Annotated in this window: 13 protein-coding genes; 5 read left to right on the forward strand and 8 right to left on the reverse strand. The window is 64.5% G+C overall.

The genetic code is table 11. The annotated features are described in order from the left end of the window. Position 1: 1 nt before the first annotated feature. From VSR82_RS19405 to VSR82_RS19415, 3 genes are all read right to left on the reverse strand, one after another. Positions 2 to 859 carry a carbohydrate ABC transporter permease gene (locus tag VSR82_RS19405; RefSeq protein ID WP_368584525.1) on the reverse strand — a complete coding sequence of 286 codons (858 nt, stop codon included), beginning with the start codon at positions 857 to 859 and terminating at the stop codon, positions 2 to 4. Next, positions 849 to 1787 (reverse strand): carbohydrate ABC transporter permease, encoded by a 939-nt coding sequence (locus tag VSR82_RS19410; protein WP_176121165.1) that lies wholly within the window; start codon positions 1785 to 1787, stop codon positions 849 to 851. Before VSR82_RS19410 ends, VSR82_RS19405 begins: the two co-directional genes overlap by 11 nt. 217 nt (positions 1788 to 2004) lie before the next feature. After that, on the reverse strand, positions 2005 to 3252 hold the full coding sequence (locus VSR82_RS19415) for an ABC transporter substrate-binding protein (RefSeq protein WP_410849691.1): 1248 nt from the start codon (positions 3250 to 3252) through the stop codon (positions 2005 to 2007). 599 nt (positions 3253 to 3851) lie between these two features. Between VSR82_RS19415 and zwf the strand changes: the two genes are divergently transcribed. From zwf to VSR82_RS19435, 4 genes are all read left to right on the forward strand, one after another. Then, positions 3852 to 5315 (forward strand): glucose-6-phosphate dehydrogenase, encoded by a 1464-nt coding sequence (gene zwf, locus VSR82_RS19420; RefSeq protein WP_368584524.1) that lies wholly within the window; start codon positions 3852 to 3854, stop codon positions 5313 to 5315. Between the two features lie 194 nt (positions 5316 to 5509). Next, on the forward strand, positions 5510 to 6226 hold the full coding sequence (gene pgl / locus VSR82_RS19425; protein WP_368584523.1) for a 6-phosphogluconolactonase: 717 nt from the start codon (positions 5510 to 5512) through the stop codon (positions 6224 to 6226). Beyond that, the gene (locus VSR82_RS19430; protein WP_368584522.1) at positions 6204 to 8120 is read left to right on the forward strand and encodes a bifunctional transcriptional regulator/glucokinase; all 1917 of its coding nucleotides are present in this window, start codon (positions 6204 to 6206) and stop codon (positions 8118 to 8120) included. Before pgl ends, VSR82_RS19430 begins: the two co-directional genes overlap by 23 nt. Positions 8121 to 8273: 153 nt before the next feature. Then, positions 8274 to 9200: a bestrophin family protein gene (locus VSR82_RS19435; RefSeq protein WP_368584521.1), complete on the forward strand. Its 927-nt coding sequence runs from the start codon at positions 8274 to 8276 to the stop codon at positions 9198 to 9200. A 31-nt stretch (positions 9201 to 9231) separates the two neighbouring features. On the opposite strand, the gene VSR82_RS19440 is transcribed toward VSR82_RS19435, so the two are convergent. The 5 genes from VSR82_RS19440 to apbC form a co-directional block, all read right to left on the reverse strand. Next, positions 9232 to 9978 carry a lysozyme inhibitor LprI family protein gene (locus VSR82_RS19440; protein WP_429460600.1) on the reverse strand — a complete coding sequence of 249 codons (747 nt, stop codon included), beginning with the start codon at positions 9976 to 9978 and terminating at the stop codon, positions 9232 to 9234. 2 nt (positions 9979 to 9980) lie between these two features. After that, complete coding sequence (locus VSR82_RS19445) at positions 9981 to 12266, reverse strand: arginine/lysine/ornithine decarboxylase (protein WP_018431685.1); 2286 nt, start codon at positions 12264 to 12266, stop codon at positions 9981 to 9983. Positions 12267 to 12356: 90 nt separating this feature from the next. Then, positions 12357 to 12926, reverse strand: a complete 570-nt coding sequence (dcd, locus tag VSR82_RS19450; RefSeq protein WP_013088723.1) for a dCTP deaminase — start codon at positions 12924 to 12926, stop codon at positions 12357 to 12359. Positions 12927 to 13106: 180 nt separating this feature from the next. Continuing rightward, a complete protein-coding gene (locus VSR82_RS19455; RefSeq protein WP_018431686.1) occupies positions 13107 to 13643 on the reverse strand; it encodes a superoxide dismutase family protein in 537 nt (178 codons plus the stop codon). Positions 13644 to 13773: 130 nt separating this feature from the next. Beyond that, the gene (apbC, locus tag VSR82_RS19460; protein WP_429460605.1) at positions 13774 to 14862 is read right to left on the reverse strand and encodes an iron-sulfur cluster carrier protein ApbC; all 1089 of its coding nucleotides are present in this window, start codon (positions 14860 to 14862) and stop codon (positions 13774 to 13776) included. Between the two features lie 336 nt (positions 14863 to 15198). Here apbC and VSR82_RS19465 point away from each other — a divergent pair, with 336 nt between their 5' ends. Beyond that, positions 15199 to 15852, forward strand: a complete 654-nt coding sequence (locus VSR82_RS19465; RefSeq protein WP_013088720.1) for a YiaD family glycine zipper/OmpA-like lipoprotein — start codon at positions 15199 to 15201, stop codon at positions 15850 to 15852. Positions 15853 to 15986: the final 134 nt, after the last annotated feature.

Genomic DNA, 15986 nt, shown 5'->3' on the forward strand with positions numbered 1-15986 from the left:
TTTAACCCTTCACCGCGCCCGCGGTCAGGCCGCGCACGAAGTAACGTCCGGCGATGATGTAGACGAGCAGCGTGGGCAGCGCCGCGATGATCGCGCCGGCCATGTCCACGTTGTATTCCTTCACGCCGGTCGAGGTGTTCACGAGATTGTTCAGCGCCACGGTGATCGGCATCGAATCGACGCCGGAGAACACGATACCGAACAGGAAGTCGTTCCAGATCTGCGTGAATTGCCAGATCAGGCACACCATGAAGATCGGCAGCGACACCGGCAGCAGAATCTTCGTGAAGATCGTGAAGAAGCCCGCACCGTCGATACGCGCGGCCTTCACGAGTTCAGCCGGCACGCTCACGTAGAAGTTGCGGAAGAACATCGTCGTGAACGCGATACCGTAGATCACGTGCACGAGCACCAGACCGCTCACCGTGTTCGACAGGCCGAGGATGCCTTCGAGGCGCGCCATCGGCAGCAGGATCGCCTGGAACGGGATGAAGCAGCCGACCAGCAGCATCGTGAAAATCGGATCGGCGCCGCGAAAACGCCAGTGCGTGAGCACGTAGCCGTTGAACGCGCCGATGATCGACGAGATCAGCACGGCCGGAATCACCATGCGCACCGAGTTCATGAAGAACGGCTGCATGCCTTCGCAACGCACCCCCGTACACGCGCCGCTCCACGCCTTGACCCACGGCGCGAAGGTCCAGCTCGTCGGCGGCGTCAGCAGGTTGCCGGTGCGCAGCTGATCGATGTCCTTGAACGATGTCGACAGCATCACGTACAACGGAAACAGGAAGTACAGCGCGAACAGAAGCAGGGCCGCGTAAATGACGGCACGGCTCATCGTCATCTTAGGTTGCATTGCGGGTGCTCCTCGATTCCAGATACATCAGCGGCACGAGCACGGCCACCACGGTGGCGAGCATCATGATCGACGAGGCCGCGCCGACGCCGAGCTGCCCGCGATTGAACGAAAACGTGTACATGAAGATGGCCGGCAGCGACGACGACGTGCCCGGACCGCCGGCGGTCAGCGCGACGACCAGGTCGAACGTCTTGATGGTGATGTGGCAAAGAATCAGCAGCACGGAGAAGAACACCGGCCGCATGCTCGGAATCACGATCTTGCGGTAGATGGTCGGCAGGCCCGCGCCGTCCATCTGCGCGGCCTTGAAGATTTCACTGTCGACGCCGCGCAAACCGGCGAGGAACAGCGCCATCACGAAGCCGGTGGACTGCCAGACCGCGGCGATCACGATACAGAAGATCGCCCGGTCCGGGTCGCCGAGCCAGTTGAACTCGAAGCTCGTCCAGCCCCAGTCGTGAAACACCTTCTCGATGCCAATGCCCGGCGACAGAATCCATTGCCACGCGGTGCCGGTCACGATGAACGACAGCGCCATCGGATACAGGAACACGGCGCGCAGCGCGCCTTCGTTGCGGATCTGCTGATCGAGCAGGATCGCGAGCAACAGACCCAGACCGATGCAGATACCGATGAACGGAATGCCGAACCAGCCGAGGTTCTCGGCCGAAGTCCAGAACACGTCGTTCTGGAACAGCTCGCGATAGCGGTCGAGACCCGCGAATTCCCAACGAGGCATCAGTCGCGAAGTAGACAGCGACAGATAGCCGGTGATTGCGATAAAGCCATATACGAAGATCAGGCTGATCACGACGCTGGGTGCGAGCACCAGCTTCGGAATATAGCGATCGGCAAGGGCCGCCATGGGCGACGTGCGGCGGGCGACGGTGGCCGTTTTCCCGTTCCCGCTGATGGAAGCAGTCACTACTCGACTCCTGCTGAAACTGTACCGCCGGGCTGCCCGTGCGCACATGGCGCGGGACCGCGACGGCCTGGGTGTGACTCCATGAAACCCGGGTAAGCCGCGTCCTGCCGGACTGCGCTGCGAACCGAAGCAGCTCGAGGTCCGACCCGACACGGCCCGAAGGGCGCGCCCGGCGCTTCAGATGCAAGCGGCCGGGCGCAACGCTTCGTACCTACGCTTACTTGGTCTTCGCTGCCTTCGCGAGAGCCTGAACCGCGGTCTTCGAATCTTGCTGCGAGTTCATGAACTTCGTCACGACGTCGGAGATCGCGCCTGCAGCGGCATCCGGCTGAGCCATACCGTGAGCGAGCGACGGCACATAACCGCCGGCCTTGATCGCGATTTGCTCATCCGCGTACGACTTCTTCGCGCAGTCGTCGAACTTGTCCATCGGCACGCCGAGACGCACCGGGATCGAACCCTTGTACAGGCTGAACTGCTCCTGGAACTCCGGCGACATGATCGTCTTGGCGAGCGAGAGCTGGCCCGGCGTCGCCGCCTTCTGGCCCTTCTGCTGGAAGAACACGAACGAGTCGACGTTGAACGTGTACGCCTTGTCCGTTTGCGGCACCACCGCGCAGATGTAGTCCGTGCCCGACTTCTTGCCGGCGTTGGTAAACTCGCCCTTCGCCCAGTCGCCCATGAACTGCATGCCGGCCTTGCCGTTGATGACCATCGCCGTGGCGAGGTTCCAGTCACGGCCCGTGCGGCCCGCGTCGAAGTAGCCCTGGATCTTGCGGACCGTGTCGAACACCTGAACCATCTTCTCCGAGGTCAGCGTCTTCTCGTCGAGGTCGACGAGCGCCTTCTTGTAGAAGTCCGCGCCTTCCGACAGCACGACGTCTTCCCACAGCGTCAGGTCTTGCCACGGCTGGCCGCCCATCGCGATCGGCTGGATGCCCGCGGCCTTCATCTTGTCGGCCACCGCGAAGAACTCAGGCCACGTGGTCGGCACCTTGCCGCCTGCCTTGTCCAGCGCTGCCTTGTTGATGTACAGCCAGTTCACGCGATGCACCGAGAACGGCGCGCCGACATAGTGGCCGTCCGCTTGCATGATCTTGTCGATTTGCGGCGGCAGGTTCTTCTTCCAGTCGCCCGCGACCGAGTCGATCGGCACCAGCACGCCCTGCGAAGCCCAGTCCTGGATCAGCGGACCCTTGATCTGCGCGGCGCTCGGCGCGTTGCCCGAGATCACCTGCGTCTTCAGTGCCGTCATCGCAGCCGCGCCAGCGCCGCCTGCGACCGCGAAGTCCTTCCACGTGTAGCCCTGCTTCGTCATGTCGTCCTTGAGGACGCCGACGGCCTTGGATTCGCCGCCCGAAGTCCACCAGTGCAGCACTTCGATCGACTCGGCGGCCTGCACGGCCGACACGCCACACATCAGACCCGCAGCGCACAGAGCGCCCATGATCGCGCGAAATTTCATTGCTTATCTCCTCCAGACACCTGAACAAAAAAACGAATGGCCCCTGATGTCGCCAGGGTGCTGTGGTTGGTTCTAACAGGCAAAACACCGGGCGATCGAGCACGGTCGGGCGCATGCGCGAGGGCATGTGCCGGCGGACCGATGTCCGGCCGCTGGACGCTCAAGAGGTGAGTGGTTCGGGATGCAACTGACTGTCTCCTCTTTTGATTTTTGCCTGCCCGCATCGCGCGGCAGACTCGAGGTACCTCATACACCAATCCGACGCCAGCCTGACGTCGGCCACGGAAACGATCCGCAGGCCCGTCGACTCCCCGACTTTCCGTAAGGTCCGCCGGCACCCTGCTGGCGCGTACCGGAAAGCGTTGCCCCATTGTCCGTTCGCATGCCGGGGACGCCCGCCGATTCGCAAAAAGCGTGCATTTCGTCTGCACAGCGCACGCTCTTTTTCTTCGAATTAACGCTACCTCTTGATTTGGATTGTAGTTAAACTACAATTCAGTGTCAAAAAATATTTTATTGGACTACGGTCGCTTTTCCGGGTCGCTGCACGTGCAGTGTCCGATCAGCGCGGCGGCCTTTCAGGACATCGACGGAGACTCATGCATACCGACTCAAGCTTCACCTTCGTTCTCTTCGGCGGCACCGGCGATCTGTCGATGCGCAAGATCCTGCCCGCGCTGTTCGAGGCGCACCGCGCGGGCGGCATGCTCGCCGACAACGGCAAGATCGTCGCGGTCGCGCGGCACATCGCGGATCGCGGCGAGTACCTGCAGTGGGTCGAGGGGCACGTCAAGCCGCACGTGTCGAAAAACGGCCTCGACGAAGCCGCGTGGACGAGCTTCCTCGCGCGCATCGAGTTCGTGAAGATCGATCTCGGCAATCCGGATGACTTCGCGCAACTGCGCGACGCGATCCAGGATATGCCCGGCATCCGAGTGTTCTATCTGGCGACCGGTCCGTCGCTGTTCGTGCCGATCTGCCATGCGCTCGCCGCGGTGGGTCTGAATAACAACGCGCGCATCGTGCTCGAGAAGCCGCTCGGCTACGATCTGAAGTCGTCGAATGCGATCAATGACGCGGTCGGCGAAATCTTCGCGGAAGAGCAGATCTACCGGATCGACCATTACCTCGGCAAGGAGCCGGTGCAGAACCTGCTCGCGCTGCGTTTCGGCAATGCGCTGTTCGAACCGCTGTGGCGCCGCGAGTGGGTGGAGAGCATCCAGATCACGATCGCCGAGGAACTCGGTGTCGAAGCGCGCGGCGATTTCTACGACAATACTGGCGCGCTGCGCGACATGGTGCAGAACCACCTGCTGCAACTGCTGTCGATCGTCGCGATGGAGCCGCCCCACTCGATGGACTCCGACTCGGTTCGCGACGAAAAGCTGCGCGTGCTGCGCGCGCTAAAACCGGTCGATTCGCAGGAAATCGGCAAGGTCGCGGTGCGCGGCCAGTATCATTCGGGCGTGATCCGCGGCAACACGGTGCCGGCCTACGCGACCGAGCAAGGCGTGAAGCCGGATAGCTCGACCGAGACCTTCGTCGCGCTGAAGGTCGAGATCGAGAACTGGCGCTGGGCCGGCGTGCCGTTTTTTCTGCGCACCGGCAAGCGGCTCGCCGATCGCGTCGCCGAGATCGTCGTGAATTTCCGTGCGGTGCCGCATTCGGCGCTTGGCGCGTCGGCGCTGCGCGCGGGTGCGAACCGCCTCGTGATCCGGCTGCAGCCGAACGAGACGATCCGTCTGTACTGTCTCGCGAAGCAGCCCGGCGAGGGTATGAACCTCGCGAGCGTATACCTCGATCTCGCGTTCGACCGGTTCTTCCGCGAAGGCCAGATGGAGGCGTATCAACGGCTGCTGCTCGACGTGATTCACGGGCGCCTCGCGCTGTTCGTGCGGCGCGACGAACAGGAAGCCGCGTGGCGTTGGGTCGAGCCGATCCTGAACGAATGGAAGGCCTCCACCAAGCCGCCCAAGCCGTACGCGGCGGGCACGTGGGGACCGGCCGCGGCGAGCGCGATGCTCGCCCAGCACGGCACCTGCTGGCTCGAAGAAGAGAATTGAGTTTGATGAATTGACGGACGGCGCCGCGCGCGATGAACATCTCGGCGCGCGGCGACGGCAACACCACCGACGAACTGAACGGAGTCGCGCCGGTATCGCGTCAGGCGTCTGCGGGCCACCCCGCCATGCAGGCATCGCGCGAGAGCAGTCAGGCTGATTCCGCAGATCCAACAAGAATGCAGCACGGAGGAGAAGTGATCGAGCTTCACGCTTTCGACGACCAGCGCGCCCAATCCGACGCGCTGGCGAAAGCGGTGGGCGATGCGTTACATGCGTCGCTTGCCGCACAGGCAGCCGGCACCGGCACGTCAACCCCGCTCGCGCGCCCGGCCATGCTGGCCGTGTCCGGCGGCAGCAGCCCGCGTCCGTTTCTGCAAACGTTGTCGACGCAGACGTTCGACTGGCCCCGCATCGCGATCACGCTGGTCGACGACCGCTGGGTGCCGGAGACCGATAGCGCGAGCAACGCGCAGCTCGCGCGCGCCACGTTGCTGCAGAACGCCGCGCAACAAGCGACCTTCTGGCCGCTCGTCGACACCAGCCAGGATCTGCACTCGCACGTCGCCGCGCTGAACGCGGACGCGCGCTTTGCCACGGCGCCCGACGTCGCGGTGCTGGGCATGGGCGAAGACGGCCACACCGCGTCGATCTTCGCCGACGCGCCCGAATGGGATCACGCGATCACCACGACCGAGCGTTTCGTCGCCGTGCATCCGGGCGCCGCGCCGCACGCGCGGGTGAGCTGGTCGCTGTCCGCGCTGAAGGACGTGAAGCATCTGTTTCTGCTGATCGCAGGACCGCGCAAGATGGACGTGCTCAACGCCGCATCCGCTGCGCTACAAAAAAATGCCATCTCGCAACTGGCAAACGACAAGGGAGTGAGACTCGATGTCTACTGGTGTGCAAACTAAAGCTGTGCCGGGGGCGGCCCAGCACGCCGATGGACCGAGGCTGCTGGCCGACATCGGCGGTACCAATGCGCGTTTCGCGCTCGAGACGGGCCCTGGCGAAATCGGTTCGGTGCAGGTCTATCCTTGCGCCGAGTATCCGAGCGTCGCCGACGTCATCAAGAAGTATCTGAAGGACACGAAGATCGGCCGCGTCAATCACGCGGCGATCGCAATTGCGAACCCGGTCGACGGCGACCAGGTCAGCATGACCAATCACGACTGGACCTTTTCGATCGAAGCGACGCGCCGCACGCTCGGCTTCGACACGCTGCTCGTCGTCAACGACTTCACCGCGCTCGCGATGGCGCTGCCCGGTCTCACCGACACGCAGCGCGTGCAGGTGGGCGGCGGCCAGCGCCGGCCCAACAGCGTGATCGGCCTGCTCGGCCCCGGCACCGGCATGGGCGTGTCGGGCCTGATCCCCGCCGACGACCGCTGGATCGCGCTCGGCAGCGAAGGCGGCCACGCCACCTTCGCGCCCGCCGACGAACGCGAAGAGATCGTGCTGCACTACGCGCGCAAGAAGTGGTCGCACGTGTCGTTCGAACGGGTGGCCGCGGGTCCGGGCCTCGAGGTGATCTATCGCGCGCTCGCGGGCCGCGACAAGAAACGCGTGCCGGCCAGCGTCAATCCGGCCGAGGTGGTCAAGCGCGCGCACGAAGGCGAGCCGCTCGCGGCCGAATCGGTCGACGTGTTCTGCGGCATTCTCGGCACCTTCGCCGGGAATATCGCGGTGACGCTCGGCGCGCTCGGCGGCATCTATATCGGCGGCGGTGTGGTGCCGCGCCTCGGCGAGTTGTTCGCGCGTTCGTCGTTCCGCAAGCGCTTCGAGGCGAAGGGCCGCTTCGAGGCGTATCTGCAGAACGTGCCGACCTATGTGATCACCGCCGAATACCCAGCGTTTCTCGGCGTATCGGCGATTCTCGCGGAGCAGCTGTCGAACCGCGCGGGCGGCAGCTCGTCGGCGGTGTTCGAGCGGATTCGCCAGATGCGCGACGCGCTGACGCCGGCCGAGCGCCGCGTCGCCGATCTCGCGCTGAACCATCCGCGTTCGATCATCAACGATCCGATCGTCGACATCGCGCGCAAGGCCGACGTCAGTCAGCCGACCGTGATCCGCTTCTGCCGCTCGCTCGGCTGCCAGGGGTTGTCGGATTTCAAGCTGAAGCTCGCGACCGGCTTGACCGGCACGATTCCGGTCAGCCACAGCCAGGTGCATCTCGGCGACACCGCGACCGATTTCGGCGCGAAGGTGCTCGACAACACGGTGTCGGCGATCCTGCAGTTGCGCGAGCATCTGAACTTCGAGCACGTGGAGCGCGCGATCGACCTGCTGAACGGCGCGCGGCGCATCGAGTTCTACGGGCTCGGCAATTCGAACATCGTCGCGCAGGACGCGCACTACAAATTCTTCCGCTTCGGCATTCCGACCATCGCGTATGGTGACCTGTACATGCAGGCGGCCTCGGCCGCGCTGCTCGGCAAGGGCGACGTGATCGTCGCGGTGTCGAAGTCGGGGCGCGCGCCCGAGCTGCTGCGCGTGCTCGACGTCGCGATGCAGGCCGGCGCGCAGGTGATCGCGATCACCTCGAGCAACACGCCGCTCGCGAAGCGCGCGACCGTCGCGCTGGAAACCGATCACATCGAGATTCGCGAGTCGCAACTGTCGATGATCTCGCGCATCCTGCACCTCGTGATGATCGACATTCTGGCGGTCGGCGTGGCGATTCGCCGCGCGGTGCCGAGCGATGAGGTGGCCGAGACGGTCGAGAAAGCGCGCGAAGGCGCCGACGACGACGCAACGGCCGTACTCGACTGGCTGAGCCACGGCGCGGCTTCGTCGGCGCGCGACTGACGCGCGGTTAGCTGCTGTCCCGCTGCGCTTGCGGTGAACGAACCCGCGGCGTGTGCATCGTCTGTGATGCGCACGCCGCGGGTTTTTCTGTTCGGGGGACGCGAAAAGCGATCGATAATAAGCGCTCTATCGCTTCAGACGAACCGCGCGTCCATGATCATTCGCCCGCATCTCCACTGGTTCCGCATGCTGCTCGCGTGGCGCGGCTCGGTGCTGCCGCAGTTGCTGCCGCGGCTTTTCCTGATCTTTGTCATCTCGATCATTGCGCTCGCCGCGCACGATCATCTGCTGCCCGTCAGCCTGAACCTGAACTCGATCGCGCCGTTCTCGCTGGTCGGCATTGCGCTCGCGGTGTTTCTCGGCTTTCGCAACAACGCGAGCTACGACCGCTGGTGGGAAGCGCGCAAGCTGTGGGGACAATTGCTCAATGAGTCGCGCTCGCTGACGCGCCAGGCGCTGACGCTGCCGTCGCGCGAATTGCCCAAAGAGGAAGCCGCCGCGTTTCTGGCGATACTGAGCGCGCTTCCGCATGCGCTGCGTCACCAGTTGCGCAAGACCGAAGCCCGCGACGACCTTGCCGCGCGGCTGCCGGGCGCACTGTTCGAACGTGTAATGGGATCGCGCTACAAGCCGGCCACGCTGATGCTGTGCCTCGGCGAATGGGTGCAGCGCGCGGCGCGCGCGGGCGCACTCGATCCGATCACGGTGCTCGCGTTCGACCGCAATCTGAACGGACTATCGGACGTGATCGGCGGCTGCGAGCGCATCGCTTCGACGCCGTTGCCGTTCGCGTATTCGGTGATGATCCACCGCACCGTGTACTTCTTCTGCGCGTCGCTGCCGTTCGGGCTCGTCAACAGCATCGGCATTTTCACGCCGGTGTTCGCGGTGTTCGTCGCGTACACGTTCATGGCGCACGAAGCGATCGCGTCGCAGCTCGAAGAGCCGTTCGGCACCGACGACAACGACCTCGCGCTCAACACGATGTCCGCGATCATCGAGGATGCGATGCGCGATCTGCGCGGCGAGCCGGCGCTCGCGCCGCCGCAGCCGCGCGCAGACGGTGTTCAATGGGATTGAAGCTGCGGCGGGTCGCGCCGCTCGGCGGCCGTCAGTGGTTGCCGGCCGTTTCGGAGAGCCGTTTGATCGTCGCGACGCGCGCGCCGATGATGTCGATTCGTCCGCGTTCGTCCACGAGCGGCGTCGATGCCGTCAGATACGCATTCCACGCGCGTTGCGCGTGCACCAGCGTGGGCCGCGACTTCGCCGGCATCTTCGATTCGAGCACACGGTAGTAGCGGTTCAGATCAAACATCGCGTGTTCGCAGCGCGCATCGGCGTTGCACGCGCGCGGCCGGCGCGGCGCCGGACCGCTCGCATCGGCGAGCGCGCTGCGCAGCACGAGCGCGCGGTCGCGTACCGGCTGCAGCTGCATGTCGGCTTCGGAAAGCACGTACATCGAGCCCTGGGTCGTCGCGAAGACCGCGGCGAGCAACTGCTTCTCGGCATCGCGCGACGCGAGCCAGCTCGACTGGCTCTTTTCCCACAGCCTGCGCCGCGCGGGCGGCACCTTCGCGAGCAACTGCTGGTACGCGCTATCGACCGCGGCCATCCAGCCGATGCGCGCATTGTCCATGCACTGCACCTGCCCGATCGTCGTCGACATGTCGGCGCGCGCGAGACAGGTGCGCATCGCCGCATCGATCGGATCGGCGGCGGCCACTTCGGCATGCGCCGCCGGACTCGCGATGGCGCCGAGCACCAGCGTGCCGGCCGCGAGCGCGAACGCCAGCACGCCGGCCCCGCGCCGCCAGCGCCCGATGGCGGGCAGGCCCGTCAGCAACTTCACCCACGCCATCGTCAGATGCGCACGCAATCGACGAAATATTCGATGCGCCCGTTGACCATTTCGCCGACGAGCCCGTGGATATCCGTATGGAAGCCCGGGAAGCGCTCGTTGAACTCGCGCGCGAAACGCAGGTAGTTGACGATGGTCTTGTTGAAGCGCTCGCCCGGAATCAGCAGCGGAATGCCCGGCGGATACGGCGTCAACAGGATCGATGTGACGCGGCCTTCGAGTTCGTCGATCGGTACCCGGTCGATCTCGCGGTGCGCGAGCTTCGCGAATGCGTCGGACGGCTTCATCGCCGGCTCCATGCTCGACAGGTACATCTCGGTCGTCAGACGCGCGATGTCGTTCGCGCGATATACGCCGTGGATCTGCTGGCACAGATCGCGCAGGCCGACACGCTCGTACATCGGATGATGCGCGACGAACTCGGGCAGCACGCGCCACAGCGGCTGGTTGGTGTCGTAGTCGTCCTTGAACTGCTGCAACTCGGTCACCATCGAGTTCCAGCGGCCCTTCGTGATGCCGATCGTGAACATGATGAAGAACGAGTACAGGCCCGTCTTCTCGACGATGATGCCGTGCTCGGCCAGGTACTTCGTGACGATCGCCGCGGGAATGCCGGTGTCGTCGAAGCCGCCGTCCATGTTGAGACCCGGCGTGACGATCGTCGCCTTGATCGGGTCGAGCATGTTGAAGCCTTCGGCGAGCGGGCCGAAGCCGTGCCACGCGTCGTCCGGACGCAGCATCCAGTCTTCGCGCGAGCCGATGCCTTCCTCGGCGAACTGGTCCGGGCCCCACACCTTGAAGAACCAGTCGTCGCCGTATTCGGTGTCGACCTTGGTCATCGCGCGGCGGAAGTCGAGCGCTTCGGCGATCGATTCCTCCACGAGCGCGGTGCCGCCCGGCGCTTCCATCATCGCCGCGGCGACGTCGCACGAAGCGATGATCGCGTACTGCGGGCTTGTCGACGTATGCATCAGATAGGCCTCGTTGAAGCGATGCTTGTCGAAGCGGCTGTTCTTTGAATCCTGCACGACGATCTGCGACGCCTGCGAGATGCCGGCGAGCAGCTTGTGCGTGGAGTGCGTCGCGTAGATCATCGCGCCGATGCGCGGACGGCCCGCGCCGATCGCGTGCATGTCCTGATAGAACTCGTGGAATTCCGCGTGCGGCAGCCACGCTTCGTCGAAGTGCAGCGTGTCGAGCCATTCGCCCAACATCTCCTTGATCATCTCGACGTTGTAGACCACGCCGTCGTACGTGCTTTGCGTGATCGTCAGGATGCGCGGCTTCAGGTTCGGGTTCTTCGCGAGCGCTTCGCGCGCGAACGGATTCGCCTCGATCTTCTTGCGGATGTTCTCCGGTTCGAACTCGCTGCGCGGGATCGGGCCGATGATGCCGAAGTTGTTGCGCGTCGGCGTCAGGAACACCGGAATCGCGCCGGTCATCGTGATCGCGTGCAGGATCGACTTGTGGCAGTTGCGGTCGACCAGCACGATGTCGCCCGGCGCAACCGTGCCGTGCCAGACGATCTTGTTCGACGTCGACGTGCCGTTGGTCACGAAGAACACATGGTCGGCGCTGAAGATGCGCGCGGCGTTGCGCTCCGAGGCCGCGACCGGACCGGTGTGGTCGAGCAGCTGGCCGAGTTCGTCGACCGCGTTGCAGACGTCGGCGCGCAGCATGTTCTCGCCGAAGAACTGGTGGAACATCTGGCCGAGCGGGCTCTTCAGGAACGCGACGCCGCCCGAGTGGCCCGGGCAGTGCCACGAGTACGAACCCTCTTCCGCGTACTGCACCAGTTCCTTGAAGAACGGCGGCGCGAGCGAATCCAGGTACACCTTCGCCTCGCGGATGATATGGCGTGCGACGAACTCCGGCGTGTCCTCGAACATGTGGATGAAGCCGTGCAGTTCGCGCAGGATGTCGTTCGGCAGATGGCGCGAGGTGCGCGTCTCGCCGTACAGGAAGATCGGGATGTCGGCGTTGCGGCGGCGCACTTCGGTCACGAACGCGCGCAGCGCGACGATCGCGGCCGCTAGCTCGGGTGTCTCGCCTTCGACGACCACGTTGTCGACGTACGGCAGCAGTTCGTCGTCGTCGATCGACAGGATGAAGCACGACGCGCGGCTCGACTGCTGCGCGAACGAGGTCAGATCGCCGTAGCTCGTCAACCCGAGCACTTCCGCGCCTTCTTTCTCGATGGCTTCGGCCAAAGCCCGGATGCCGGAACCCGAGATGTTCTCGGAGCGGAAATCTTCGTCGATGATGACGACGGGGAAACGGAACTTCATGGGCGATTCTCCAAAAAGAAAACGACCGCTGCGTTATGTAGAAAGCGCAGCGGTCACCCGAATAACTGGTGGGTCGGGACGCTGCCGACGTCAGGTCTTCGGCAACGTGACGCCGTGCTGACCTTGATACTTGCCGCCGCGATCCGCGTACGACGTTTCACAAATCTCATCGCTTTCGAAGAAAAGCACCTGGGCGACGCCTTCGTTCGCGTAGATTTTCGCAGGCAAAGGTGTCGTATTCGAGAATTCGAGCGTGACGTGCCCTTCCCATTCCGGCTCGAACGGCGTCACGTTGACGATGATCCCGCAGCGCGCATACGTCGATTTGCCGAGGCAGACGGTCAGCACGCTACGCGGAATGCGGAAGTACTCGACCGTGCGCGCGAGCGCGAACGAATTCGGCGGGATGATGCAGACGTCGCCCTTGAAATCGACGAACGACTTCTCGTCGAAGTTCTTCGGATCGACGATCGTCGAGTTGATGTTGGTGAAGATCTTGAATTCGTCGGCGCAGCGGATGTCGTAGCCGTAGCTCGAGGTGCCGTAGCTGACAATCTTCCGGCCGTCTTGTGAGACGCGAACCTGATCGGGCGCAAACGGCTCGATCATCTTGTGCGACTCGGCCATGCGCCGGATCCACTTGTCAGATTTGATGGTCATAGGTGAACGCTGCTCGACGTGAATGTCAGGTGTGACGAAAAGATAGATGAAAACTGCCGGCGGCGCTGCGGCGCTCAGCCGGCGAAGGCCGCTTATTTTACGCGATCACGGAATCGCTGCCGCCGATGGCGTCATGTATGCCACCGAGCGGTGGCCTGGCGGCGAAAGCGCGCTCGCCGTTCACTGCTGGCGAATCACGCCGCAGGCGATGGCCGTGCCAGCGCCGTGCTGAGGGTACGCGTAGGGATCGGTCGCGTCGCGGTGCAGCAAAACCGCGCGCTGCAGTACCGAGCGGATGCCGTCGAGCGCGACGTCCGGCGCGACGATGAAGCCGGTGGCCACGCCGTTCGCGTCCGCATGGATGTTGCCGAGATCGCCCTCGACGCGCGCGCCGGCCTTGAGCCGTTCGGCCGCCGGCGAAAACACCGGACCGGCGCTTGAGCCGTCGGCGGCGTTGCAGTCGCCGCGCTCGTGCACCTGCAGCGCGTGGTCGCTATTGGGCGGCAAGCCGGTGAGATTGTAGGTGACCTGCACGCCGTCCGAGCGCTCGATAAAGGTCACGAGGCCGTGTGCCTGATTGCCCACGGTGGGCAGTAACTGCGCGTCGGCGCGCTTTTCCTGTGGTCTCAGGAAGACGCCACAGCCGCTCAACAGCACACAGCCGGCAGTCAGGACGATGAACGCATGTACCGCGTGCCCGTCGATTCGTTTTCCCATGCGATCCTCTTGTCGGCCTGGCGGCCGCCCCTGCGGCCGCCGAGCCGAACCCGTGAAGTCGACATGATACCGCGAGAGCTCATGAAAATAGGGATCGAGATCGCCCCTAATCCCTTGCCCGGACGGCCGCTCAGGTGTTCTGCACGACGATGTTCGGAAACTTCGAGCTCATGTCGCGCGCACGTTCGGCGATATGCACCGCGACCTTGCGCGCGATCGAGCGATAGATCTCCGCGATGCGCCCGTTCGGGTCCGCGGCGACCGTCGGATGGCCCGAGTCGGCCTGCTCGCGGATCGTGATGTCGAGCGGCAGGCTGCCGAGCACGTCGACGCCATACTCCTTGCTCATGCGCTCGGCGCCGCCGGCGCCGAAGATGTGCTCCTCGTGGCCGCAGTTCGAGCAGATGTGCAGACCCATGTTCTCGACGATGCCGAGGATCGGGATGCCGACCTTCTCGAACATCTTGAGGCCCTTCTTCGCGTCGAGCAGCGCGATGTCCTGCGGCGTCGTGACGATCACGGCGCCCGTGACCGGCACGCGCTGCGCGAGCGTCAGCTGGATGTCGCCGGTGCCGGGCGGCATGTCGACGATCAGGTAGTCGAGTTCGTGCCAGTTGGTCTGGCGCAGCAGCTGTTCGAGCGCCGAGGTCGCCATCGGGCCGCGCCATACCATCGGGTTGTCCGCCTCGATCAGGAAGCCGATCGAGTTGGCCTGCACGCCGTGGCCGGTCATCGGGTTCATCGATTTGTCGTCCGGCGATTCAGGGCGGCCCTCGATACCGAGCATGGTAGGCAGCGACGGACCGTAGATGTCGGCGTCGAGAATGCCGACCGACGCGCCCTCGCTCGCCAGCGCGAGCGCGAGATTCACGGCGGTCGTGCTCTTGCCGACGCCGCCCTTGCCCGACGCAACCGCGACGATGTTCTTCACGCCGGGCAGCAGCTTCACGCCGCGCTGCACCGTGTGCGCGGCGATCTGCTGCGAAACCTCGACGTGCACGTTCGCGACGCCGGGCAGCGCGCGCAGCGCGTCGGCGAACTGCTGGCGGATCGCGTCGAACTGGCTTTTCGCCGGATAGCCGAGCGTCACCTGAAGGCTGACCGCGTCGCCCTCCACAACCACGTTGCGGATGCTCTTCGCGGCCGCGTACGGTGCGCCCGTGTTGGGGTCAGTGACGGCCGCGACAGCGGCGTCGACCAAAGCCCGATCGATACTCATTGATACTCCGTGGGGAAGAGGTGCGGCGTGAGGATGGACGAATCGCCCACGCGGCGGAATTGCAAGAAATTGTTATGCGGCATTGCGAAAATCTAACGTGCCGGGCACCCTTCGGGGCACGCGGGACGCCGTAGGGTCGCATCGCTGCGTGTTCAGGCATTATTGTAGTGTCTGACGGCAGACGGTGCCCGAAGACCCTGCTTCGCTGTCGGACCGCGCGAAGCAAGGCGCAGGAATCGTTCCTGAACTTTCTGGGTGGTCGCTGCGTTGCCGTAATGTTCGGTGCATAGACTGACCGCTACCCGCTGGTTTATTCGCACACGAAAGGAAACCAAGATGAATGCAAGAATCATGACTCGCGTGGCCGTACTCGCCGTGGCAGGCTCATTGGTGGCAGGCTGCGCGACCCAACAGGGCACCAACACCGCAGTCGGCACCGGCGTGGGCGCCGGTGCCGGCGCCGCGCTCGGCGCGATCTTCGGCGGTGGCAAGGGCGCGGCGATCGGCGCGGCGACCGGCGCCGCGGTGGGCGGCATCACCGGTTACAACTGGGACAACATCCGCAACCGCATGTCGGGCGCGACCAAGGGCACCGGCACGCAGATCACCGAGCAGCCGGACGGCTCGCTCAAGCTGAACATCCCGAGTTCGGTCACGTTCGACACTAGCAGCTACGCGATCAAGCCGACGTTCGCGCCGGTGCTCGACCAGCTCGCGCAGACGCTGCAGCAGAATCCGGAAGTCGTCGCATCGGTCGTCGGCCATACGGACAACACCGGCTCGCTGCAATACAACCAGACGCTGTCGGTCAACCGCGCGCAGAGCGTGACCGGCTATCTGACGCAACGCGGTATCGCGCCGCAGCGCCTGTCGGCGACCGGCATGGGCCCGAACCAGCCGATCGCCGACAACAACACCGAAGCCGGCCGTGCGGCGAACCGTCGCGTCGAGATCTACCTGCGCGCCACCGCCCAGCACGCGACGCAATAAGCGCAAGTCAACAGGAGAAGGCGCCGCCGGGCCGGCCGGGCGTTGCGGCCAAACGAGCCCGGCTGGCGTCCGGAATGAGCCGCCGGACCGGTTTGTCGGTAAATCGAAAAAAATTTCGAACTCTACGGAAAATC

It is taken from the genome of Burkholderia sp. JPY481 (assembly GCF_038900515.1).
GTDB classification, from domain to species: Bacteria; Pseudomonadota; Gammaproteobacteria; order Burkholderiales; family Burkholderiaceae; genus Paraburkholderia; species Paraburkholderia youngii.